The 23,423-nt window shown below is 69.4% G+C and carries 22 protein-coding genes and 1 pseudogene; 16 read left to right on the forward strand and 7 right to left on the reverse strand.

Annotated features, from left to right (window positions below):
- Positions 1–151 precede the first annotated feature (151 nt).
- From LR393_RS37195 to LR393_RS26480, 3 genes are all read left to right on the forward strand, one after another.
- A complete protein-coding gene (locus LR393_RS37195) occupies positions 152–1,105 on the forward strand; it encodes a CrcB family protein (RefSeq protein ID WP_407937358.1) in 954 nt (317 codons plus the stop codon).
- Positions 1,102–1,473 carry a fluoride efflux transporter CrcB gene (gene crcB / locus LR393_RS26475; RefSeq protein WP_231487431.1) on the forward strand — a complete coding sequence of 124 codons (372 nt, stop codon included), beginning with the start codon at positions 1,102–1,104 and terminating at the stop codon, positions 1,471–1,473. Before LR393_RS37195 ends, crcB begins: the two co-directional genes overlap by 4 nt.
- Positions 1,474–2,639: 1,166 nt before the next feature.
- Positions 2,640–2,969: a DUF2469 domain-containing protein gene (locus tag LR393_RS26480; protein ID WP_231487432.1), complete on the forward strand. Its 330-nt coding sequence runs from the start codon at positions 2,640–2,642 to the stop codon at positions 2,967–2,969.
- 59 nt (positions 2,970–3,028) lie between these two features.
- Here the strand turns inward: LR393_RS26480 and LR393_RS26485 are convergent, their stop codons facing one another.
- The 4 genes from LR393_RS26485 to LR393_RS26500 are packed head-to-tail and all read right to left on the reverse strand — an operon-like array spanning position 3,029 to position 6,652.
- Positions 3,029–3,757: an ABC transporter permease subunit gene (locus tag LR393_RS26485; protein WP_231487433.1), complete on the reverse strand. Its 729-nt coding sequence runs from the start codon at positions 3,755–3,757 to the stop codon at positions 3,029–3,031.
- Positions 3,754–4,719: an ABC transporter ATP-binding protein gene (locus LR393_RS26490; RefSeq protein WP_231487434.1), complete on the reverse strand. Its 966-nt coding sequence runs from the start codon at positions 4,717–4,719 to the stop codon at positions 3,754–3,756. The genes LR393_RS26485 and LR393_RS26490 overlap by 4 nt, the downstream gene beginning before the upstream one ends.
- Positions 4,716–5,597 (reverse strand): ABC transporter permease, encoded by an 882-nt coding sequence (locus LR393_RS26495; protein WP_231487435.1) that lies wholly within the window; start codon positions 5,595–5,597, stop codon positions 4,716–4,718. The genes LR393_RS26490 and LR393_RS26495 overlap by 4 nt, the downstream gene beginning before the upstream one ends.
- On the reverse strand, positions 5,594–6,652 hold the full coding sequence (locus LR393_RS26500; protein WP_345718588.1) for an ABC transporter ATP-binding protein: 1,059 nt from the start codon (positions 6,650–6,652) through the stop codon (positions 5,594–5,596). The genes LR393_RS26495 and LR393_RS26500 overlap by 4 nt, the downstream gene beginning before the upstream one ends.
- Positions 6,653–6,883: 231 nt before the next feature.
- On the opposite strand from LR393_RS26500, the gene LR393_RS26505 reads away from it, so the two are divergent.
- From LR393_RS26505 to dprA, 4 genes are all read left to right on the forward strand, one after another.
- Entirely contained in the window at positions 6,884–7,525 is a 642-nt protein-coding gene (locus LR393_RS26505; RefSeq protein WP_231487437.1) for a zinc ribbon domain-containing protein, read from the forward strand.
- 112 nt (positions 7,526–7,637) lie between these two features.
- Entirely contained in the window at positions 7,638–7,997 is a 360-nt protein-coding gene (locus LR393_RS26510) for a YraN family protein (RefSeq protein ID WP_231487438.1), read from the forward strand.
- Positions 7,997–9,634: a YifB family Mg chelatase-like AAA ATPase gene (locus LR393_RS26515; RefSeq protein WP_231487439.1), complete on the forward strand. Its 1,638-nt coding sequence runs from the start codon at positions 7,997–7,999 to the stop codon at positions 9,632–9,634. Before LR393_RS26510 ends, LR393_RS26515 begins: the two co-directional genes overlap by 1 nt.
- A complete protein-coding gene (dprA, locus tag LR393_RS26520) occupies positions 9,631–11,049 on the forward strand; it encodes a DNA-processing protein DprA (protein WP_231487440.1) in 1,419 nt (472 codons plus the stop codon). The genes LR393_RS26515 and dprA overlap by 4 nt, the downstream gene beginning before the upstream one ends.
- A gap of 83 nt (positions 11,050–11,132) precedes the next feature.
- Here dprA and hemC read toward each other — a convergent pair whose 3' ends face one another.
- Positions 11,133–12,092 carry a hydroxymethylbilane synthase gene (gene hemC, locus LR393_RS26525; protein WP_231487441.1) on the reverse strand — a complete coding sequence of 320 codons (960 nt, stop codon included), beginning with the start codon at positions 12,090–12,092 and terminating at the stop codon, positions 11,133–11,135.
- A gap of 50 nt (positions 12,093–12,142) precedes the next feature.
- On the opposite strand from hemC, the gene LR393_RS26530 reads away from it, so the two are divergent.
- The 3 genes from LR393_RS26530 to LR393_RS37200 all read left to right on the forward strand — a co-directional run bounded on the left by LR393_RS26530 (position 12,143) and on the right by LR393_RS37200 (position 14,807).
- A complete protein-coding gene (locus LR393_RS26530; RefSeq protein WP_331282989.1) occupies positions 12,143–13,207 on the forward strand; it encodes a tyrosine recombinase XerC in 1,065 nt (354 codons plus the stop codon).
- 84 nt (positions 13,208–13,291) lie between these two features.
- The gene (gene whiG / locus LR393_RS26535; RefSeq protein WP_331282992.1) at positions 13,292–14,080 is read left to right on the forward strand and encodes an RNA polymerase sigma factor WhiG; all 789 of its coding nucleotides are present in this window, start codon (positions 13,292–13,294) and stop codon (positions 14,078–14,080) included.
- Between the two features lie 121 nt (positions 14,081–14,201).
- Positions 14,202–14,807, forward strand: coding sequence for a M23 family metallopeptidase (locus LR393_RS37200; RefSeq protein ID WP_407937359.1), 606 nt, complete (start codon positions 14,202–14,204; stop codon positions 14,805–14,807).
- On the opposite strand, the gene LR393_RS26540 is transcribed toward LR393_RS37200, so the two are convergent.
- Positions 14,704–15,771, reverse strand: coding sequence for an acyltransferase family protein (locus LR393_RS26540; RefSeq protein WP_231487443.1), 1,068 nt, complete (start codon positions 15,769–15,771; stop codon positions 14,704–14,706). The two genes, LR393_RS37200 and LR393_RS26540, sit on opposite strands and share 104 nt — an antisense overlap.
- 666 nt (positions 15,772–16,437) lie before the next feature.
- Positions 16,438–17,628, reverse strand: a complete 1,191-nt coding sequence (locus LR393_RS26545; RefSeq protein ID WP_231487444.1) for an aminotransferase class I/II-fold pyridoxal phosphate-dependent enzyme — start codon at positions 17,626–17,628, stop codon at positions 16,438–16,440.
- 298 nt (positions 17,629–17,926) lie between these two features.
- On the opposite strand from LR393_RS26545, the gene LR393_RS26550 reads away from it, so the two are divergent.
- The 6 genes and pseudogenes from LR393_RS26550 to LR393_RS26575 all read left to right on the forward strand — a co-directional run.
- A complete protein-coding gene (locus LR393_RS26550; protein ID WP_331282990.1) occupies positions 17,927–18,367 on the forward strand; it encodes a DUF6314 family protein in 441 nt (146 codons plus the stop codon).
- Between the two features lie 362 nt (positions 18,368–18,729).
- Positions 18,730–19,695: a 30S ribosomal protein S2 gene (gene rpsB / locus LR393_RS26555; RefSeq protein WP_231487445.1), complete on the forward strand. Its 966-nt coding sequence runs from the start codon at positions 18,730–18,732 to the stop codon at positions 19,693–19,695.
- A gap of 89 nt (positions 19,696–19,784) precedes the next feature.
- Entirely contained in the window at positions 19,785–20,612 is an 828-nt protein-coding gene (gene tsf / locus LR393_RS26560) for a translation elongation factor Ts (protein ID WP_231487446.1), read from the forward strand.
- Between the two features lie 186 nt (positions 20,613–20,798).
- Complete coding sequence (gene pyrH / locus LR393_RS26565) at positions 20,799–21,533, forward strand: UMP kinase (RefSeq protein ID WP_231487450.1); 735 nt, start codon at positions 20,799–20,801, stop codon at positions 21,531–21,533.
- A gap of 94 nt (positions 21,534–21,627) precedes the next feature.
- Entirely contained in the window at positions 21,628–22,185 is a 558-nt protein-coding gene (gene frr, locus LR393_RS26570) for a ribosome recycling factor (protein WP_231487452.1), read from the forward strand.
- A 2-nt stretch (positions 22,186–22,187) separates the two neighbouring features.
- A pseudogene (locus LR393_RS26575) lies at positions 22,188–23,423 on the forward strand (hypothetical protein); the annotation flags it as partial.

Raw genomic sequence — 23,423 nt, forward strand, 5'->3', positions numbered from 1 at the left:
AGATTGAGGACGCGGGTGACGCCGGGGTTGCGGGGGTCGTCGTTGATGCCGGGTCGCCGGTGGCGGCCGGTGGCCGTCCGGCGGAGCTGGCACCTCCGAAGCACAGCCGGGCAGTGGGGTACGACCACGAAGAGCTGACGCTCTTCCCGTGATGGGTGGCGCCTCCCGGGCGGAGGAGATCGGCGGTGGGTCGGGGGCTCACCGGGCGAGTGCCGCGGTGCTCGGGTTGATCGCTCTGGGCGGGGTGATCGGCGCGGAGGCCCGCTACGGCCTGACGCTCCTGATACCTGCCGCGCCCGGCACCTTTCCCTGGGCGGTGGTGGCCATCAACATCGCGGGTGGGCTGTTCATGGGCGCACTGATGGCTCTGCTCGCTGGTTCTCCTCGGGAACATCCCCTGACCCGGCTGTTTTTCGGGGTCGGTGTTCTCGGGGGCTTCACCACCTTCTCCACCTACAGCACCGACACCTTTCACCTCATCGACGCGGGTCGTTCTCTGGCCGCCGGGGGATACGTGACGCTCACCCTGGCCGGGGCGTTACTGGCCGTTGTCGCCGGGCAGGCCTTGGTCACGGTGTTCGTGGGCACGGCCCCGCCCGGTTCGTCGCGGCGGGAGGCCCCTTCCACTCCGTCTACTCAGTCTGGCCCGTCCACCGGGTCTGGCCCGTCCACCGGGTCTGGCCCGTCCACCGGGTCTGGCCCGTCCACTTGGTCTGGCCCGTCCACCGGGTCTGGCCCGTCCACTTGGTCTGGCCCGTCCACCGGGTCTGGCCCGTCCACTTGGTCTGGCCCGTCCACTTGGTCTGGCCCGTCCACCGGGTCTGGCCCGTCCACTTGGTCTGGCCCGTCCACTTGGTCTGGCCCGTCCACCGGGTCTGGCCCGTCCACTCGGTCCGGTCCGTCCACCGGGTCTGGCCCGTCCACTCGGTCCGGTCCGTCCACCCGGTCTGGCCCGTCTACCTTGCCCGGCCGACTCGGGCCGTCCACGTCGTCGGGCTCGTCCACCTCGTCTAGCCCGCCCGGCCCTTCCACCTTGTCCGGCCACTCCACCCCGTCTGGCCCGTCCGGCTTTCCGGACGAGTCGGGGCCGGAGGATCTCCCGTGATCCCGCTGATGGTCGCCCTCGGCGCTGCGGTCGGGGCGCCGTGCCGGTATCTCCTGGATGGCTGGGTGAAGGACCGTCACCCCGGCGGGTTACCCCTGGGCACGCTGCTCATCAACCTGTCCGGATCGGCCGCGCTCGGGTTGCTCATGGGACTGGCCGCGGGCGGGGCGATCGGCAGCGAGGTGCTGGCGGCAGCCGGGACGGGGTGGTGCGGGGCGTTCACCACCTACAGCACGTTCAGCTTCGAGGTAGTGCAACTGGCCCGGCAGAATCGGTTCGGTGCGGCTACCGGGTACGTGCTCGTGTCGATCGGGGTCGGGCTGGCGCTGGCCTGGGGCGGGGTGGAGCTGGGGCTGGCGCTGAGCTGAGCCGATGCTGTCGGTTCGCTCGGCGGGGGTTCGCCCAGGCGAGTTCACCAAGCCGGGGTTCGCTCAGCCGGGGGTCACCAAGCCGGGGTTCGCTTGGCTGGGGTTCACGGGCGGGTTCGTTGGGCGGGGTTCGCTCACGCTAGTTCTGCTGGGCCGGATTCGCTCAGGATGGGCCGCCCCATCCGAGACCGCCCCGTTCGCCGGGCCATCCAAGAGGCCTTGCATCCATGATCGGGTAATTTCCGTGCGGTCAGGGCGCACGGAAATTACCCGATCATGGATGCGGGCTGAGGTGGGGAACCGAAGAGGTTCGTGGTCTTCGACCTTGGCTGGTTTTTTCTGGACTGGGTTCCTACGGGCCTGGTCTGTACGGGCTTGTTCTGCGCGGGCTTGGTTTGTACAGGTCTCGCGTCCGCATTGGCCCGGTCCGCATTGGCCCCGGGTTGGCGCGGGCCTGGTTCGTATGAGTCCCGGCTCGTACGGGCCTGGTTCGTACAGGTCCTGGTTCGCGCGGGCTTGGTTCGTACAGGTCCAGGGTCCGCATTGACCCGGTCCGCAATGGCCCCGGGTTGGTGCGGCCTGGTTCGTACAGGTCCTGGTTCGTACAGGTCCTGGTTCGTACTGGCCCCTGGTTCGCACTGGCCCCTGGTTCGCACTGGCCAGGTTCGCACTGGCCAGGTTCGCACTGGCCCCTGGTTCGCGGGCCTGGTTCGTCTGGCCCGTCTCCGCTGGTCCGGTTCGCTGGATCCGGACTTCCCGGATTTCCATTGACCCGATTCACAGCGCTCCCGTGGAAACTTGGTCGGTGCCCACCCGCGTCCTCTGCTCTGACCCCACCGGCCCCTTGGGGCTCTATTTTTCGTGGGGGTGCCGGACCGGTCGGGGTGTTGTTGCAGGCCGGGACGGGGCGATTCGGTGGAGGCCGGCGCGTCTGTGGCGAAGAGCCGCGCGGCATGAGTCACCGGACGCTGCGTTCTGCGCCATCATGGGACGAAAGCGGGGCCGCGAGCGCGCTGGTGCGGGCAGGTGGTAATCATGTCCTGTCAGTGAGTGACGGTCCCGACCAGCGGCACACAGGAGCAAGCGGCAGGTATGAACGAGCGACGGCAGGCCTGGCGAACCCGGACGGTCCTCACCCCGCTGACCGGAACCCGAGGGGAGGCCAGATGAGCGCCGAAGACCTGGAGAACTACGAGACCGAGATGGAGCTCCAGCTCTATCGCGAGTATCGCGACGTGGTCGGTCTCTTCAGTTACGTGGTCGAGACCGAACGTCGTTTCTACCTGGCCAACCAGGTAGATCTGCAGGTGCGTTCCGCAGACGGCGAGGTCTACTTCGAGGTCTCGATGAGTGATGCCTGGGTGTGGGACGTGTATCGCCCCGCCCGGTTCGTGAAGGCGGTGAAGGTGGTCACGTTCAAAGACGTGAACGTCGAGGAACTCACCCCGAACGACCTGCAACTGCCGAAGAACGGTGGCTTCGGTAACGCGAGCTGAACACGTAACAGCGAACTGCCCGCACCTTCGTGGTGGTGGGCAGTTCGCTGTTTGGCGCTCTACTCCTCGCCGTTGATCCGGATGCTGCGAAGGCGGAAGCCGGTGTAGACCAGCCCGCCGAGGCTCACCACGAACAGCAGCACCAGCCCTGTGGTCAGCCCGACAGCCGAGTCCACCCCGAGAGCCGGGGCGGAGTCACCGAGCATCTTCTCGGTGACAGCCAGGGCCCACTGCTGGATGCTGAGAGTCTGGGCGCCGGGTACGTACCCGCCGATCGCGGCTTCCCAGACCAGGGCGTAGAGCAGGCCGATCACGACCGCGTTGCGGGTGATCACGGCCAGCAGCAGGAAGACGGTGATGTAGGCGACGCCGGCCAGCAGCGCCCCGGTGGCGAAACCGGTGGCGACGCCGTCCTGGTTGCCCGCCAGGATGAAACCGGCGACCAGGGTGGGCAGTACACCGAACAGCACGATCACGCCGATGGCGACGATCCATTTGCTGATCGCGATCACGTACCGGTTCAGCGGTTTCGCCAGCAGGTAGACGATCGATCCGTCGTCGATCTCCGGTCCGATCGCGCCGGTGCCGGCGATCAGGCAGAGCAGCGGGATCAGGAAGCCGAGCGAGAACGAGCCCAGCAGATCGGTCGCGCTGCCGCTGGACTCGCCGCTGACCAGCCTCACCAGCACGGCGAGGGCAATCAGGACGACAGGGAGGACGAACAGCAGGAGGGCGCGGCGTCGGCCGACCAGACTGTGCCAGGTGAGCCCGGCGACGGTGGCGTTCATCGGTTCACCAGGTAGGAGAAGACCTTTTCCAGCGACTCGTCGGCCGGTGTGACCTCGTACAGGCGGATCCCTCGTTCCCGGGCGAAGACCGGCAGGCGGTGGGCGAACCGGTTGAAGTCGGTGGCCTGCACGTTGAGCAGGGGAGACCCGGTCTTGTGTCCCAGCTCCACCCCGGAGGTGGAACCGTCGGCGATCAGCGCTGCGGCCAGGGCGCGGTCGTCGCTGGAGCGGATCGTGTACTGGTGCGGGCGCTCGGTCATCAGGCGGCGGATCTCGCGGAAGTCGCCGGACGCCGCGTGCCGCCCAGCCACCATCACCTCGATCCCCGCCGCGATCTGCTCGACCTCCTCGAGGATGTGCGAGCTGAACAGCACCACCCGGCCGCTGCGGCCGAGTTCGGTCATCAGGTCCATCAGCTGCAGGCGCTGGCGTGGGTCCATGCCGTTGAAGGGCTCGTCCAGCAGCAGCACGTCCGGGTCGTGCACCAGGGCGGTCGCCATCTTGATGCGCTGCTTCATGCCCTTGGAGTAGGTGCCCACGTCACGCGAGGAGGCGGCCTGCATGTCCACGGTCTCGATGGCCCGCTGCGCCGCGGCCCGAGGGTCGGGCAGCCGGTGCAGTTTCGCGTTGGCCAGGACGAAGTTCCAGCCGGAGACGCCGTCGTACATCGCCTCCCGTTCCGGCACCAGGCCGATGCGGCGGTAGATGCTCTCGTTGTGCCAGGTCGGCTCGCCGTTCACGGTGACCGTGCCCGACGAGGGCGGCAGGAAACCGCTCATCAGGTGGATCAGGGTGGACTTGCCCGCGCCGTTGGGGCCCAGCAGCCCAGTCACGCCGGGCCGGACGGTCATCGAGACGTCGTTCACCGCGACGACGTTCCCGAACCAGCGGCTGACCTGCTCGAGCTTCATCTCGACCGGGGCCGCTTCGGCGCGTGGCGCGTAGGGGAGTGTTGCGGTCATGACGCCGACACCTTCCGATAGCGGGCGAGAAGGAGGGTGTAGCAGCCGGCGATCACGACGAACATCGCGGCGGTGAACACCAGGCCGCCCGTCGTGCCGGGCGGTGGCTGCGGGTAGGAGACGTCGGCGTCGACCAGCCAGTGCAACACACCCTGAACCAGGGAGACCGGGTTCAGCAGGGCGAAGTAGCCGGCCAGGTCGGGATGGCCGTTGATGTCCGCCAGGGACGCCAGGGCTCCGCTGACCAGGCTCAGGAGTAGCAACACGGTGATCACCGCGGCGACTCCGAAGCCCCGCCGCGGAGTGATCGAGGCGATCAGCAGGCCGATCCCGGCCAGCACCAGGGACAGGAGTAGTGCTCCGAGAAGCCCTGCGGCCCAGTCTTTCGCGTTCGGCCAGAACGACATCTTGGCCAGTAGGGCGCCGATGAACAGCACCGTCTGCGGCACCGCGATGAGGATGAAGAGCGCCGTGCTCATCGCACCGTACTTGGCGGCGACGTAGTCGTTGCGTGACAGCGGCCGCGACAGGTACAGCGGCATCACCCGGAACCGGAGGTCACGCGACACCGTGGCCGGCGCCTGCGCGGCCAGGAAGATCGCGATCGCCGACTCCAGGGCGAACATGTATCCCACGTAGTCGACCGGCAGCTTCTTCATGCTCGTCACGCCCGCCACCACCGCGATGATGACCGCCGGGGCGACCAGCACCGTGAGCAGCAGGAACGGCATGATCTTGGACTTGGCCGAGCGGCCGAGACCGTAGCAGCCCCGCAGGCTCTCGACGTACAGCGACCGGATCAGGTAACCCCGGCCCAGTCGGGGCCCGTCGTAGTGCCGGAACCCGATGTCGTGGATGACACCGCCGTTGCTGCTCATCGCTGTCTCCCCTCGTCCGGTCGCTGATCGTGGTGCGGTGTGCCCGGCGCTCCCGGGCCGGCGGTCGAGGCCCAGCGTTGCTGCAGTTCCGCGGCCGCGGACTGCGCGACGCCGTTCGGGGCGCCCTGGCTGTCCTGAAGGTTTTGGCCGTTCGGGTCGAGAGTGGGGTCGGCGCGGAAGATCTCGGCCATCCGGTGGCGGCGGCGCTCCAGCCGGTGCAGACCCACGCCGAGCTGCACCACGGTGTCGAGCACGATGTCGTAGGTGCTGTCGTCGACCAGTTCCACCTCGATCTGCCGCCCGGCGGGGTGTACCGAGAGGCCTGCGGCGTGCAGGGCCCGGCCCAGGTCGTCGACCCGCTCGTTCACCTCGATCGCCAGGATGCGGCTGGCGGAGGTGACGTCCGCGGTGGAGGTGGAGCGCAGCAGCCGGCCGCCGTCCACCACCACGATGTGGTCGCACACCTGCTCGAGTTCGCCCAGCAGGTGGGAGGTGACGAGCATCGGGATGCCGAACTCGGTGCCGATCCGGCGCAGCAGCGCGAGCATCTGGTCGCGCCCGGCCGGGTCGAGACCGTTCGTGGGCTCGTCGAGCAGCAGCATGCCCGGGTCGTGAACGAGGGCCTGCGCCAACTTGACCCGCTGTTTCATGCCGGTCGAGTAACCTCCCATGGAGCGGTACCGCTCCTCGTAGAGACCGACGTGGCGCAACGTGTCCGCGGTGCGCTCACGGGCCGCGGTCAGCGGGAGCCCGGACATGCGCGCCATATGCAGCACGAACTCGGTGGCCGACATGTCGGCCGGAAGGCAGTCGTGCTCGGGCATGTAGCCCACACGTTGCCGGATGGTGGGGCCGTCGGTGGCGACGTCGAGATCCAGCACCCGGGCACCGCCGGTGGTGGCGGGCAGCAGCCCGAGCAGGATCTTGATCATCGTGGACTTGCCGGCGCCGTTGGCGCCGACCAGACCGACAACACCTGGCTCGATGGCGAAGGTCAGCCCGTCGAGCGCGGTGACAGCGCCGTAGCGTTTGGTGAGGTTCTCGACCGAGATCATCATGACGCGGCCGACTCTAGTGGTGCCCCCCGACAGATCACGTCCGGTTCAACGCCCCGTTCGACGGATTCGTCCCCTTATTTTCGCTCAGGGTTCTACGGATGCGGGGGTGCACCCTCGCCCGACGCGTGCCATCGGCACCAAACGCCGGGACGGCCACGATTGAGCCGACGGCGCGAAAGCTGTCCGGAAAGCTGTATTCGCAGGCCATAGGCACCTAACATGTCCGTCGTGTCCCAGCACTATGCGTTCACCGACAACGTCCGTGACCTCTCGAACAACGACGGCTTCCAGTTCGAGTTCTACTGCGAGCGTTGCGGCAACGGTCACCGGTCCCCGTTCGTGCGGGACAAGGTGGAGATGGCGCAGAACGTTCTGCGCACCGTCGGCAACTTCCTCGGCGGGAACGCCGGCCGGATCGGCAACCTGGCCAATTACTGGGACCGCGGAACCAATTCCGCGGCCAAGGACAAGGCGATGAGCGAGGCGGTCGAGACCGTCCGCCACGAGTTCCGCCAGTGCCGGGGCTGCAGCGACTGGGTGTGTCACCAGGTCTGCTGGAACGACCAGGTCGGCCAGTGCGCCCGGTGCTCACCGTTCGTGCACGAGGAACTGTCCCGCGCCCAGTCCCAGGCCCAGGTGCAGCAGATGTACGACCAGGCCCGGTCCGTCGACTGGAACAAGGACCTCGACGTCTCCGCGCGCAGCGTGGTCACCTGCCCGCACTGCTCCGCGAAGGTGGACGGCGGCAAGTTCTGCTCCAGCTGCGGCCAGCAGTTCCAGCAGAAGCAGGCCTGCCCGGGCTGCGAGTCCACGAAGAACGTTCCGGGGGCGGCCTTCTGCTCGGAGTGCGGTTCCTCGATGCATCACTGAGGTCCGGTTCTCCACCGGCCGGTTTTTCCCCAGGTAGGCAAGACCCGGGGTTTGTCCACAGGTGGCCTTTCGCGGCTGACGGGGAACGGGCTCGCGTCGCAGGCTTTTGACCATGCAGATGGCGAAGGCCGAACTCGGCCGGTACGGAGAAGATCTGGCGGCCGCCCACCTGAGGGCGACGGGCTGTCAGATCATGGCACGCAACTGGCGGTGCCGGGTCGGGGAGATCGACCTGGTGGCGCTGGAAGGTCAGTGCCTGGTCGTGTGCGAGGTGAAGACCCGGCAGTCGCTCCGGGCGGGTGACCCGTTCGAGGCTGTCACCGCCGTGAAGGTGAGTCGGCTGCGCCGCCTGACCGGCTTCTGGCTGGCGTCGCAGGACCGGTTCTTCCGCGACGTGCGCGTCGACGTGGTCGGCATCGTGCGCCCGTCCAGCGGCACCACGCGCATGGTGCACCTGAAGGGGGTGCTCTGATGGCGATGGGCCGGGCGCTGTCCGTCGCCATCGTCGGCATGGCCGGGCACGTGATCGACGTGGAGGCCGACATTGCTCTGGGGCTACCGGCTTTCACCCTGGTCGGACTGCCCGACGCCTCGCTCACCGAGTCCCGTGACCGGGTGCGGGCCGCCTGTGCCAACTCCGGGCACCCCCTGCCGCAGCGTCGCATCACGGTGAATCTGTCCCCGGCGGCGCTCCCCAAGGCCGGTAGCGGGTTCGACCTGGCTATCGCGGTGGCCCTGCTCACCGCCCAGGCGGTGCTGGACACGTCCGTGGTGCAGAACTACGTCCACATCGGCGAACTCGGGCTCAACGGCCGGGCCCGCCCGGTGCGGGGAGTGCTGCCGGCGACGCTCGCGGCGGTGCGCAGCGGGCATCCCGACGTGGTCGTGCCCGCGGCCAATGCCGCCGAGGCCCGGCTGGTGCCCGGCGCCCGGGTGCACGCGATGAGTACCCTCGCCGATCTGATCCACCTGCACGGCGGCACCGCCGCAGGCGCGCCGGTCCAGGCGCATCAGCCTGCGCTGCTGCAGATCTCGCCGCGGAGCGTCCCCCTCGCCGAGTCCGTCGACGATTCGGTGGACCCGGGCGACGTGCTGGTTCGGCCCCGAGATCTGGCCCCGCTGCGGAACCCGGTCCGTTCCGGCCCGCAGCCCGACCTGTCCGACGTGATCGGCCAGACAGAGGCCCGCCAGGCCCTGGAACTCGCCGCCGCCGGAGGGCATCACCTGCTGCTGATGGGGCCGCCCGGCACCGGGAAGACGTTGCTCGCCTCCCGGTTGCCGGGGCTTCTGCCCGACCTGAACGACGACGAGGCAGTGGAGGTGACGGCGGTGCACTCGGTGGCCGGCACCCTCGATCCACAGACCGGCCTGATTCGCCGTCCGCCGTTCCAGAACCCGCATCACACCTGCACCGTCGTCTCGATGGTCGGCGGTGGCAGCGGGCTCCCGCATCCGGGAGCTGCCTCGCTGGCGCATCGGGGCATCCTGTTTCTGGACGAGGCGGGCGAGTTTCACAGTCAGGTGCTGGACTCGCTGCGGCAGCCTCTCGAGCACGGCGACCTGGTGATCCACCGGGCCAACGGCAGCGCCCGCTTCCCGGCGCGATTCCTGTTGGTCCTGGCCAGCAATCCGTGCCCGTGCGGTTTCGCCGTCGGTAAGGGGCTGGACTGTGTGTGCGCCCCGGTGGCGCGACGACGGTACCTGTCCAGGCTTTCGGGTCCGTTACTCGACCGGGTCGACCTACAGGTCGACGTGCTGCCGGTGTCCCGTGCCGACATGGCGGCGGGAGACCGGGCGGAGAGCTCCGCCACCGTGAGACGCCGGGTTCTGGCGGCCCGGGCGATCGCCCGGGACCGGCTGGTCGGCACCTCGTGGACCTGCAACGGTGAGATCTCCGGCAGCTACCTACGGGGGCCACTGAGACTCTCCCCGAAGGTGACCCAGGACGTCGACCGGGCGCTGGACAACGGCCGGCTCTCAATTCGCGGCCACGACAGGGTGTTGAGAGTTTCCTGGACTGTTGCCGACCTGGCGGGACGCTCCGAGCCCGACCGCGACGACGTGTCCCGGGCGCTGATGTTACGCCGGCGTGGCCAGGTGTCGGTGTGAGCGGGGGAGAGACGATCCGGGAGAACCCGGAGGGAGTGTGGACGGTCCGGAACCGGCCGCCCGGAATCGAGCTGGGTGATGTTCCGATGATCGGAGGCCTTTCACCCACGACGGAGATCGGTGAGACGGACGCGATCGAGCTGGATGACCTCCGGGTGGGCAGAGAGGGCACGTCGGAAACAGAGGACGACGCGGTCGGCGGGGCGGTGCGCGACGGCATGGATGGGGTCGGGGTAGCTGATCGTGACGGGTCTGGTCGTGGCGGGGGCGGCGGGCAGTGGAGTGCCGGCGACGATGCCGATCACGAGGAGCGTCTGGCCCGGGTGGCCTGGAGCAGGCTGGCGGAGCCGGGAGACGTCCGGGCCGGTGAGCTGGTGGCCCGCCGGGGTGCCGTGGCCGCGCTGGCCGAGGTGCGGGCCGGGCTCGGCGAGGAGCGTTATGTCAAGCGTCTTGTCGCGCTCGATCCGGCGCGTGACCTGCACAATCTCCAGATGCTCGGCGGCCGGTTGCTGATCCCGTCCGACCCGGAATGGCCCGACAGCCTGAACCGGCTGGAGGCCGGGATGCCGTTCTGCCTGTACGTCCGGGGTCCGATGCGCCTGAACGAGGCGTGCGTCGTCTCGGTCTCGATCGTCGGGGCGCGTGCGGCCACCAGCTACGGCGAGCATGTGGCCGCCGATCTGGGCACGGGGTGTGCGGACCGGGGTATCACCGTCGTCTCCGGGGCCGCGCTGGGTATCGACGCGGCTGCGCACCGAGGGGCGCTCGCCGTGAGCGGTCCCACCCTGGCGGTGCTGGCCGGTGGGCTCGACCGGGCCTACCCGCCGACGAACGAGCTGCTGATCGGTGAGATCGGGAGGTACGGAGCACTGGTCAGCGAGGTGCCGCCCGGTCAGGTGCCGACGAAATGGCGCTTCATCTTCCGCAACCGCATCATCGCGGCCCTCGGCCGGGCCACCTGCGTGGTCGAGGCCGGCAACCGCTCGGGCACGATGGGCACCGCCAACTGGGCCGACCGCCTGAGCATCCCGGTCGGGGCGGTGCCCGGCCCGATCACGTCACCCTCGTCGTACGGCGCCCACCGGTTGCTCCGCAACGGCGCGGTCTGTGTCACCTCAGCCGATGAACTCTGCGAACTGGTCGGCCCGATCGGGACTTTCATGGCCGAGGACGAGACCGTCCCGGCGGCGGAGTACGACGGCCTCGAGCCCCGCGACCTGCACGTGCTCGACGCGCTGCCGTCACGCAAGGGAGTGCTGGTGTCGGTGCTGTGCACGACGACCGGGGCCCAGGAGAGGTCCGTGATCGCGTCGCTGGCCCGGCTGGAACTGCGCCGGCTGGCCGAGCGGGAGGGTGACGGCTGGCGCCGGGCCCCTGCCCGTTCGCGCCGGAAACCACTGGGATCCGGCCGATGACGTACCAGCTGCCGTCAGTCGTCGGTTGGCCCTGTCCGGTCCTGGCTTCAGCCCCGGCGGCCGGCGGCTCGGTCGTTCGATCGTCAGTGCTGGTCTGCGGACTCGTCGATCAGTTCCCGGGCGCCTTGCCGCAGCAGGGTGATGGCGACGGAGGTGCCGAGCAGGACCGGGTCCGAGGTGCTGCCGGTCTCCTCGGCCTCCAGGGAGGTCTTGCCGTCCAGGGAGAAGACCATGGCGCGCAGGGTGAGGCGACCGTCGGGCAGGGACGACGCGAATCCGGCGATCGGGCTGTTGCAGTGACCCTGCAACACGTGCAGGAGCATCCGCTCGGCCGTGGTCTGCCGCCAGGTGTCGGTGCTGCCCAGACGGCCGACGAGTTCGATGGTGTCCGCGTCGTTCTCCCGGCACTGCAGACCGAGGACACCGGCACCGATCGGCGGGCACATCGTCCCCACATCGAGGATCTGGGTGGCGCGTGCCGTCTCGCCGATGCGCTCCAGGCCGGAGTAGGCGAGCAGGAGGGCGTCGGCGTGCCCGGCCTCCAGCTTGGCCAGCCGGTTGTTGGCGTTGCCGCGGATCGGCACGGTGGTCAGGTGCGGGTAGTGGCGGGACAGCTGGGCGATGCGACGGACGGCGGAGGTGCCGATGCGGGTGCCCGGGGGCAGCTGGTCGAGGGAGAGGCCGCCGGGGTGGATGAGGGCGTCCCGTACGTCGTCGCGTTCCAGGTAGCAGGCGAACGTGGTGCCGGCCGGCACCGGACGGTCGCCGGGAACGTCCTTCATGCAGTGCACGGCCAGGTCGACCTCGCCGGACAGGAGCAGCTGGTCGACCTCCTTGGTGAAGGCGCCCTTGCCACCGAGGTCGGACAGGGCGCCAGGCCAGCGGTCCCCGCTGGTGGTGACGGGGACGACCTCGACCGTCAGCCCGGGCACCAGGGCGGTGAGCTCGGTGCGCACACGCTCGACCTGGGCCAGCGCCATCGGGGACGACCGGGTACCGATCCGGACGAGACGTTTTCCCGGTGTGTCGGGGGGTCGATTCATCCCCCGGAGACTAGTCCTGCTCATGACACCTGCACGGCACACCGCCCCCTGTGCTTGAGCCGTACGCCCGAAAGGTGGACGGTGAGCAGATGCCCGACCAGTCCCCTGACCGATCGACCGAGCCCGCCGGCGTCCTCAATTCCCCGTACGTCAGGAATGCACACGACGAAATCCTGGTGGAGGAGTTCGCCCGTCATCTGGCGGTGGAGCGCAACCTCTCCGAGCACACCGTGCGGGCTTACTCGACCGACGCCACCGAGCTCCTGCGACACGCCCGGAGCGCGGTCGGCACCGATCGGGCGCTCGACGACCTGCTCACGCTCGCCGTGCTGCGTTCCTGGCTGGCGTCGATGTCCACGGCGGGCCAGGCCCGGGCCAGTCTGGCGCGGCGGGCGGCGAGTGCCCGGGCGCTGAGCCGCTGGCTGTTCCGCGGTGGACGGCTCGCCACCGATCCGGGAGCCCGGCTGCAAGCACCGAAGCGAGGGCAGCAGCTGCCGGGTGTCCTGCGCCAGGACCAGGCCCGGGGCGCTCTGGTCGAGGCTGCAGGCGCGGTCGAGAACGGCCTGACGGAAACCGGTTCGGCAGCTCTCAAGGTCCCGGCCGGCGACCCGATGCTCGTCCGTGACCTGGCTCTTCTGGAGCTGCTGTACGCGACTGGCGTCCGAGTGGGTGAACTTTGTTCGCTCGACGTCGACGACATCGACCGGGAACGTCGCACGATCCGGGTCCTGGGCAAGGGCGGTAAGGAACGCGTCGTTCCGTTCGGAGTACCGGCGGCCACTGCGGTGAATGCCTGGCTGGATCGCGGGAGACCGGCTCTGACCAGCGAAAACAGCGGAGCGGCGGCATTTTTGGGAAAACGGGGGGGTCGGGTCAACCAGCGTCAAGTCCGACAGGTGGTGCATCAGGCACTCGAACGGGTGAAAGGCGCGCCATCGCTTGGCCCGCACGGGTTACGTCACAGCGCCGCGACTCATCTTCTTGACGGCGGCGCGGACCTTCGTAGCGTACAGGAACTGCTCGGTCACGCTACGCTCACGACTACGCAGCTCTACACCCACGTTTCCGTGGAACGGCTGCGCGCGAGCTACCGTCAGGCCCACCCCAGGGCCTGAGCACTACGAAGCAGCCTGACCGGATGACTAGGCGCTGAGCAGGGAGGGACCCGGGTGACTGCCGACAGCGACGCTCTCGTCGACGTGACCGCGGAGGACGCCGTCGCGGCCAACGAAGCCGCTTTGCGGGCGCGCTGGGAGAAGTTCAAGCTCACCGGCGACCAGACGACCCGCGAACGCCTGATTCTGCATTACTCGCCGCTCGTGAAGTACGTGGCCGGCCGGGTCGGTGTGGGTCTGCCGCCGAACATCGAGCAGGCTGATCTGGTGTCCTACGGCATCTTCGGCCTGATCGACGCCATCGAGAAGTTCGACATCGACCGGGCGATCAAGTTCGAGACCTACGCGATCTCGCGGATCCGGGGCGCGATCATCGACGAGCTGCGGGCAATCGACTGGATCCCGCGATCGGTGCGCTACAAGGCCCGCGAGGTGGAGCGCGCCTACGCCTCCCTCGAGGGTGAGCTGCACCGTTCGCCCACCGAGCCCGAGGTGGCCGAGCGTCTGGGCATGACGCTGGAAGAGCTGCACGCCGTCTTCTCCCAGGTCTCGTACGTCAATGTGGTGGCGCTCGACGAGCTCCTCACGGTCGGCGGTGAGAAGGGCGACAAGCTCTCCCTGGTCGACACGCTCGAGGACACCAAGGCCGAGGACCCGGTCCAGGCGTTCGAGAGCGAGGAGACCAAGTTCATGCTCTCCCGCGCGATCAACCAGCTGCCGGAGCGGGAGAAGATCGTGGTGACCCTCTACTACTACGAGGGCCTCACCCTCGCCGAGATCGGCCGGGTGCTCGGTGTCACCGAGTCCCGGATCTGTCAGATGCACACCAAGGCCGTGATGCAGTTGCGGGGAAAGCTCTCCGAAGCGAGCTGAGAGCTGTCCAGCCGGGTGCTTTCCACAGGCCGGCACGACGGGCGGGTTGTCCACAACCCGCCCGTTCGCCGTTCCCGGCCTGCTTCCGGTCCGGCAGCCTGAAGTGGTGACGACGACACTGATGCTGATTCTCGGCGCTGTACTTGGTCTCTCGCCGGTGACCCCGCCCCGGGCGGTTGATCCGGTCTCGAGCTGGGAGTGGCCGCTGCGGCCTCGCCCGGCGATCGTGCGGGGTTTCGCGGTGGGTCCGCACCCGTGGTCGCCCGGCCACCGCGGCGTAGATCTTGCAGGATCGTCTCAGCAGGCGGTGACCGCACCGTTCGGGGGCACGGTCAGTTTCTCCGGCGTGGTGGCCGGAACTCCGGTGGTCAGCATCGACCACGGCGGCGGTCTGGTCAGCAGCTTCGAACCGGTGCGCACCCGGGTGCACCGCGGCGAGGCGGTCGGCGCGGGGGCAGTGCTGGGCGAGCTGCTCGGCACCGGCCCGGGAAGTCACTGCCTGCCGGGAGTCTGCCTGCACTGGGGCGTGCGAAGAGACGGGACCTACATGGATCCGCTGGAACTGCTGGGAATCTCCCGGGGGCCGGCGGTACTGCTCCCGCTGGATCCGGCTGTCGCCGTTCTCAGGCCGCGTGCCGCGCCTGTACCCGCGTCCAGGACGGCATCAGATCGGATGGCTCCCGCAACATCTCGGTCAGTGGCTTCTCCACGACCCGGTAAGCGATGAGCGACGAGACGAGCACGGCCACCAGCGAGAAGACCAGGGCCGCGCCATGAATCAGCGAACTCTCGGGAAGCCGCACGAGCACCACCCGGCCGAGGGCGGTCAGGACGAGCACGTGCCACAGATACATCGAGTACGAGGCGTCGCCCACGGTCTGCAACCACTGCGGGGCGACCAGGTCCGAGCGGCGCTCGAGGCCGACGATCCCGTAGACGGCGACGGCGATCGGCAGGCCGACCAGGGGGCGGTACCAGGGGCCCGGGAAGTCGCCCAGGGCCAGGACGGCGACAGCGCCGCTCACTCCGCCCAGGGTGAAGAGCCACGGCAGAACGAACGTCCCTCGCACGATCAGCCAGCCGACCACCGCGCCGAACAGGAACTCCAGCACGATGGGCGCGGCGGTGGTGGCCAGCCAGGGGTTGGACGACCCCTCGAACAGGTAGGCGAGCCCGACGGTCGCGGCGCCCCAGACGGTCAGCGCGGGCAGGCGCGCGGCCAGCGGCAGGAACAGCACCAACGCGAAGATCAGGTAGAAGTACAGCTCGAAAGTCAGCGTCCAGCCGACCATCAGCAGGGGCAGGCCGGGCTGGGGGAGCAGCAGCAGCGATTCCAGGATGCGCGGCGGGTCTTCCATCGAGGAGTTCACCATGTCCGGCTTCACCAGGAAGAGCGCCAGGATGGGCAGTGTGGCGATCCAGTAGGCCGGGTAGATCCGGATCGCGCGGCGCAGCAGGAACCGCCGCGCGGTCGCGTCGCCCGCGACCAGCCGTTTCGTGGTCACGACCATGATCAGGCCGCTGATCACGAAGAACAGGTCGACCCCGGCCTGGCCCGGATCGTGCATGAACCCGGTCCAGTACCAGTCGCCGGCGAGCCACTTGCGCTCGATGCCGGACGAGTCGCTGATATGTGCGATGACAACGGCCAGCGCGGCGATGCCGCGCAGGGCCTGGACGTTGCGAAGCATCGAACCGCCTGTCGTCGATCGGCCCCCGCCGGTCGCTGGTCGCCGCGACGACGGTAACCGGTGTTGCGTCTGATGCGCTCGATATTGCTGAAAAACTGTGGATCGAGAAAGTTGCCCGTCCTGTGGGTAGCCCATGGGAAAGCGGGTGAACCGTGCTCCTGAGGAGCTGGCCGCAGGGGTGGTGGGGTGTGTGACAAGCCCGACAACTGCGTGGGTCACGGGGTTGCCAGGCAGCTGCTGAACGAGCCACGGGCGATGCCGAGGCAGGATTCGGTGAACCTGGGATCCGATGGATGAACAGGGCTTCGGGGCCGGCGACGCGACACCATGACAGCGGTCACGTTCGGCCGATGTGAGCGGACCCGCCGGTCCTGACCAGGGCAGTCCGGGTCTTGCGCGGTTCCTGCTGCCTTCGTCCACGGCAAACTCGGGGCGGACCGTGGCGAATCCGGGGCGACGTTGCGAACGTGGGACGACGACGTGGCCGAACGGTGCCGGGTGCCGGGTGCCGGGACCTCGGACGCCGTGACCCACCCTCGAAAAACCCGTGCCGACACAGGCGAGAACCGCTCTGGTGCCCGGTGAAGGGCCGTGAGTGATCCATCCTGGCCGGATCGGTCATCGGGAATTCGGGAAGTGGCGACCGGGGGAGTGCGCGGAAGGAACTCAGGTGCGCATCCCGGCCAGCCGTCCGGCGGCCTCCGCGATCACCTCGGGCCGCTTGCAGCAGGCGAAACGCACCAGGGAGCTCGGGACGGACGGATTCTCCGAGAAGGCCTGGACCGGCACACCCACCACCCCGGCCAGACGGGGTAGGTCGTCGCACAGCGCGGCGCCGTCGGTGTAGCCCAGCGGCGCGGCGTCGGCAATGACGAAATAGGTGCCGTCGCTGGGCCGGACCCCGAACCCGGCCGCGGCCAGCCCTTCGGTGAGCAGCGTGCTGCGCCGGCCCAGATCCTCACCGATGGCCCGGATCTCGTCATCGGGCAGACCCAGCCCCAGCGCCACGGCGGGCTGGAACGGGCTGCCGTTCACATAGGTCAGGAACTGCTTCACGGCCGTGATCGCATCCACGATGTCCCGCTGGGCGTGCAGCCATCCGATCTTCCACCCGGTCACCGAGAAGGTCTTGCCCGCCGAGGAGATCGTGACCGTGCGCTCCGCCATGCCGGGCAGGGTCGCGATCGGCGTGTGCCGGTGGGGCGCGAAGGTCAGGTGCTCGTACACCTCGTCCGCCACGACGATCAGGCCGCGCTCGCGGGCGACGGCGGCGACGAGGTCCAGCTCGGCCCGGTCCAGGACCCGGCCGGTCGGGTTGTGCGGGGTGTTGAGCAGGATCAGCCGCGTCCGGCCGGAGACCGCCGCCGTCAGGGCCTCGGCGGTGAGGCGGTACTCGGGCCACTCCAGCCGCACGGTGCGCCGTACGGCGCCGGCCATCTCGATCGCGGCCGAGTACGAGTCGTAGATCGGCTCCAGCACGACCACCTCGTCACCGGGCTCGGTCAGCGCGATGATGCTGGCGGTCAGGGCCTCGGTGGCCCCGGCCGTCACCAGGATCTCGGTGTCCGGATCGGGTTCCATCCCGTACCAGCGACTCTGGTGCCGGGCGATCGCCTGCCGCAGGGGAGCAACGCCCCGCCCGGGCGGGTACTGGTTCGCGCCGGACCGGATCGCGTCGACGGCGGACTCCAGCACCACCGCCGGCCCGTCCGTGTCCGGGAAGCCCTGCCCCAGATTGATCGCGCCGGTGCGCGCGGCCAGCTCGCTCATCCGGGCGAAGATCGTCGGCGTGGGCACGCCGTTCCGATCGAGCAGCCCCGCCGCCTTCGCGACCTTGCGCCACGTACCGTCCACCATGCCCCGACCCTAAGCCAGCGCCCGGGCACCCCGCATGACCACCACCCACTGTTCGTGATCATGCAAAGTGTCTCCGGCCATCCGGACTTCACCGCGACAGTTCTAGAACTCCGGGGAGACTTTGCATGATCACGAAGGGGTGGTGGGCTACCAGCGCACCCGCGACCGCGACCTGGCGTCGGAAGGCCTGGCGTCGGAAGGCCTGGCGTCGGAAGGGTTGGGGGTGGCGGTGCGTTGGGGCGTGGCGGGTGGATGAATACCGGTGGACGTCGTGGCCGGGTTTTCGGTGGAGGTGTCGGTGGACATTGCTGAGCAGGTGTTCGGGCGCCTGTCCGGGCGCTGGACGCTGAGCCGGGTGATACATCCGGACAAGGGCACGGCCTCGGGCTCGGCGACCTTCACCCCGGCGGGTCCCGGCCGGCTGCACTACCGCGAGGACGTCGAGGTACGGCTTCCGGGCGGGTACGTGGGGGAGGCCTACCGGGAGTACGAATACGTGCTGGAGCAGGGCCTGATCCGGGTGCTGCTCGCCGACGGCACGACCATGCACCTGCTGGCGTTCGAGTCGGAGCAGGAGGAGCAGGGCGACGTCTGGACCGCTGCCGACATCCACGACTGCCGCGCCGACCAGTACCGCGGCACCTACCGCCTGGCCCCCGGCGACCGCCTGACGGTGGACATGAAGGTGGACGGCCCGGCCAAGGACTACCGGATCGTCACCGATTACGGGCGGGCCTGAGATCCTCCCGGCTCCCCCCGAAAGGTGACCCGGGACGTTCGCCGTGACGGACGTCCACCATCGGAGACACCGGTCCGGAATGTCCGCGTGCCCCCGGCGGTTGTCCGACCGTCGTCATCCCGCACCTCTGAGTACGGGTAGACTTCCCACGCGACCGGCGCGCGCCGGTCGACTTCGCGTGTCCGCGTTCAGTCCGTCGCAAGACGGTGTGGCGTCTCACTCGGTCCTGATTCTGACGGCTGGATCCCAGCCGGCGGAGGGGTCTGGGGCGTCGTGGGCACCAGGAGCGACACCGCCGGTGTCGTTAAACAACCGAGAGAAACTGCGCCCACCCATCGGTGGCGCGCGCCAAGGAGATTGACATGGCCGTCGTTACGATGCGCCAGCTGCTGGGCAGCGGTGTGCACTTCGGGCACCAGACCCGTCGCTGGAATCCGAAGATGAAGCGCTTCATCCTCACGGAGCGCAACGGCATCTACATCATCGACCTGCAGCAGTCGCTGTCGTTCATCGACAACGCCTACGACTTCGTCAAGGAGACCGTCGCCCACGGCGGCAGCATCCTTTTCGTCGGCACCAAGAAGCAGGCCCAGGAGCCCATCGCCGAGCAGGCGACGCGCGTCGGGATGCCCTACGTCAACCAGCGCTGGCTGGGCGGCATGCTCACGAACTTCCAGACGGTGCACAAGCGTCTGCAGCGCCTCAAGGAGCTCGAGGTCATCGACTTCGAGGACGTGGCGAAGAGCGGCATGACGAAGAAGGAACTCCTCGTCCTGCGCCGTGAGAAGGACAAGCTGGAGCGCACCCTCGGTGGTATCCGCGACATGGCCCGCGTCCCGAGCGCGGTCTGGATCGTGGACACCAAGAAGGAGCACCTGGCCGTCGACGAGGCCCGCAAGCTCGGTATCCCGATCGTCGCCATCCTGGACACGAACTGTGACCCGGACGAGGTCGACTACAAGATCCCGGGTAACGACGACGCGATCCGCTCCGTCACGCTGCTGACCCGCGTGGTCGCCGACGCCGTGGCCGACGGTCTCCTGAGCCGTCACGGTGGTGGCCAGAACACCGCCGCCGCGGCCGAGACCACGACCGCTGCCGCCGAGCCGCTGCCGGAGTGGGAGCGCGAGCTGCTCGCCGGCCAGGCCGACGCGCCGGTCGTCGAGGGCGCTGCCGCTGAGGGCACCGCCGCCGAGAGCGCCGCCGCCGAGGCCCCCGCCGCGGAGGCCACCCCGGCCGCCGCCGAGGCCCCCGCACAGAGCGCCCCCGCGGAGAGCGCCGCTGCCGAGACGACCGAGGCCACCCCGGCCGAGGCCGCCTCCAACTGAGTCGGTTCGTGGGCGCGCCGGGAGACCGGCGCGCCCGATCCGGCACTTATTCCACCTGACGACCTCCTACGACAACAGGAGTCAGTGCAATGGCGAACTACACCGCCGCCGACGTCAAGAAGCTGCGTGAGCAGACCGGCGCCGGAATGCTGGACTGCAAGAACGCTCTCGTGGAGAGCGACGGCTCGTACGAAAAGGCCGTCGAGTACCTCCGCGTCAAGGGCCAGAAGGGCGTGGCCAAGCGGGAGTCCCGCACCGCGTCCCAGGGCGCTGTCGCGGCGTACACCGAAACCGGCGTGGGCGTCATCGTCGAGCTCGACTGCGAGACGGACTTCGTCTCCAAGGGCGATAAGTTCCAGGTCCTTCTCCAGCAGGTGCTCGACCAGGCCGTGGCCGTCAAGGCCGCCGACGTCGACACCCTGCTGAAGAGTGAGCTGGCCGACGGCCGCACGGTCCAGGCCCTGCTCGACGACGGCAACGCGTCCATCGGCGAGAAGATCGAGCTGCGCGGCGTGGCCCGCATCGAGGCCCCGGCCGTCGCGGCGTACCTGCACCGCACCAGCCCGGACCTGCCGCCGCAGGTCGGCGTGCTGTTCGCCGCGAGTGGTGAGAGCGACGCCGTCCGCGACATCGCCCTGCACATCGCGGCCCTGCCGCCGCTGTACCTCTCGCGCGACGAGGTCCCGGCCGACGTGGTGGAGAACGAGCGCCGCATCGCCGAGGCCACGGCCCGTGAGGAGGGCAAGCCCGAGGGCGCCCTGCCGAAGATCGTGGAGGGTCGCGTGAGCGGCTTCTTCAAGGAGAACGTGCTGGTCGAGCAGAAGTTCGCCAAGGACCAGGGCACGACCGTCAAGAAGGTTCTGGACGCCGCGGGCATCACTGCCGTCGGTTTCGTCCGGTTCCGGGTGGGCGTCTGAGCAGTACCGGCTGCTGATCCACAGAGCCGGTAGCAACACCCGGTCGCTCCCCGAGAGCGACCGGTGACAAGCCGGTGAGAGGCGCCACGTGCCTCTCACCGGCTTTTTCTCTGTCTGCCGCTCCATGCGGCAGACTGCCCCCCGACGCCCGTACTGCGGGCGCGACGAACCAGGAGGTACAGCTGGATGTCTGAGTCCCCGATCGAGGGCCCGCGTTACCGGCGGGTGCTGCTGAAGCTCTCCGGCGAGGTCTTCGGCAACGGCCAGCTCGGTGTCGACCCCGACGTCGTCGCGGCGCTCGCGGAACAGATCGCCGGGGTGGCCCGCGAGGGCATCCAGATCGCCATCGTGATCGGCGGTGGCAACTTCCTGCGCGGTGCCGAACTCTCGCAGCGCGGCATGGACCGCGGCCGCGCCGACTACATGGGCATGCTGGGCACGGTGCTGAACTGCCTGGCGCTGCAAGACTTCCTGGAGAAGGCCGGGATCGACACCCGGGTGCAGACGGCGATCACGATGGGCCAGGTCGCGGAGCCGTACATCCCGCGCAAGGCCATCCGCCACCTGGAGAAGAACCGGGTGGTGATCTTCGGCGCCGGGCTCGGTGCGCCGTACTTCTCCACCGACACCGCCGCCGCGCAGCGCGCGCTCGAGATCAAGGCGCACGCGGTGCTGATGAGCAAGAACGGTGTGGACGGGGTGTACACCGCCGACCCCCGCAAGGACCCGACGGCCAGCAAGCTCGACGAGGTCACCTACTCCGACGCGCTGACCCAGCAGCTGAAGGTCGTCGACGCGACCGCCTTCAGCCTCTGCATGGACAACAAGCTGCCCATGATCGTGTTCGGCATGGAGGGCGAAGGGAACATAGCGGCCGCCGTGCGGGGTGAGAGAATCGGAACGCTCGTCACCGCCGGCTGATCCGGCCGGGGTCGGAGCAGATTCCTCCTAGCACGGTTGGCGGCAGTGGTGCCGCCCACAACGGTTCGTCCCAGACAGCGATGAAGGAGCGACAGTGATCGACGAGACCCTCCTCGAGGCCGAGGAGAAGATGGACAAGGCGGTCGAGGTCGCCAAGGAAGACTTCGGCGCCATTCGCACCGGCCGGGCCACGCCCGGCATGTTCAGCAAGATCGTGGTCGATTACTACGGCGCTCCGACGCCGCTGCAGCAGCTGGCGTCGTTCACCGTTCCCGAGGCCCGCACGATCCTCATCCAGCCCTACGACAAGGGTTCCCTGGGTGGCATCGAAAGGGCGCTGCGCGACTCGAACCTCGGCGTCAACCCGAGCAACGACGGCAGCATCATCCGGGTGGTGCTCCCGGTGCTGACCGAGGAGCGCCGCAAGGAGTACATCAAGATGGCCCGCACCAAGGCGGAAGACTCCCGGGTCTCCGTGCGTAACGTGCGGCGCAAGGCCAAGGAAACGCTCGACCGTGCGGTCAAGGACGGCGAGATCGGCGAGGACGAGGGTGCCCGCGCCGAGAAGGAGCTGGAGCAGTCGACCAAGTCCCACGTGGACTCGATCGACGAACTGCTCCGGCACAAGGAGACCGAGCTCCTCGAGGTATGAGCATGGCCGGAGATTCTGGTCCGTCCGATTCCTCGTCCCGCCGGGGACGCCGGGCCGCGCGGGGCCCGGCGTCCGGAGACTCCTGGCCCGACGGTGCCGCGGAGGAGGACGCCTGGCCGGCGGACGAGCCGGGTGATGAGCAGAACAGCTCCGGTGGTCTGGGGGGCCGCCGTCTCGGCGGCACCCCGGGCGGTGGGCTGGGTGGCGCGCGCCTCGGGCGCGGTGGCCGCGTTCGCCCGGGTGGCGAACCGCCGGCCGACGAGGCCCGGCCCGGTCGTACCTTCGGTCGCGACCGGGGGCACGGCATCCGGTCCAACGGGCCGTCCACATCATCGTTCGACCAGTTCCTTGGTCGTTCCGCCGGCGCAGGTGGCCAGCCTGCGCCGGGTGGCCGGCCTGCGCCGGGCGGTTCGCCTGCCCCGGGCGGTCGACCGAGCCCGGGTGGTCAGCCGGGCCCGGGTGGTCAGCTGGGCCCGGGTGGTCAGCTGGGCCAGCCTCCGCCGAGTGGCCGGCCCGCACCGCTGCGCGGCACCTCGCACCCGGGTTTGCCGCAGCGGACCACCCAGTCCGGCAGCATCCCGGTGAGCCCCTACCGCGACGCGCCCGCCGACGGTGCCCCTTCGGGGGGTTTCGAGACCAGACCCCCGAAAGAGGACGCGCGTCGCGACGGACGTCGCGGCCCCACCCCGGGTGTTCGGGCGGGTCGGGCAGCCGGTCCCGGTACCCCGGCGCAGGGTTTCGATCCCGTCGGGCCGCCGGATGACGATTTTCCGGTTCCCTCGCGTTCCGGTAACCCCAGCAGCCCCTCCCGTCCCGGAAGCGGCACGGGCTCCGGCCCGATCGCCCGCGGCCGTCGTGATGAGGAGCCTGGTGACGAGCGCACGGCCACGGGTGGCCGGGGCCTGTTCGGCCGCGGTCGCCGCGCTCCCGAGCCCGGCCCCGATCCGTTCCCCTCCGGCCCGGCCGGTGGTGGTCTGCTCGGCCGGACCCCGGACGAGCCGTTCGGCGAACCCGCCGGCCCGAGCCGTCGGGGCGCACCCGGCCGGGTCCGTCGTGACCCCGAACCCTCAACGGGCGGTGGGCTCTTCGGCCGAGGTGGGCCCGACACCGGGCCGTCCGGCCGGGGCCGTCGGGGTGCGGAGCCGGCGGGTCCGCCCACCGGCGGTGGCCTGCTCGGCGGGGGCGGTACGCCGGATCCGTCCGATCCCGACGACATCACCCACACCGGCCCGCAGGCC

This window comes from Kineosporia mesophila, assembly GCF_021129235.1.
Taxonomy (GTDB): domain Bacteria; phylum Actinomycetota; class Actinomycetes; order Actinomycetales; family Kineosporiaceae; genus Kineosporia; species Kineosporia mesophila.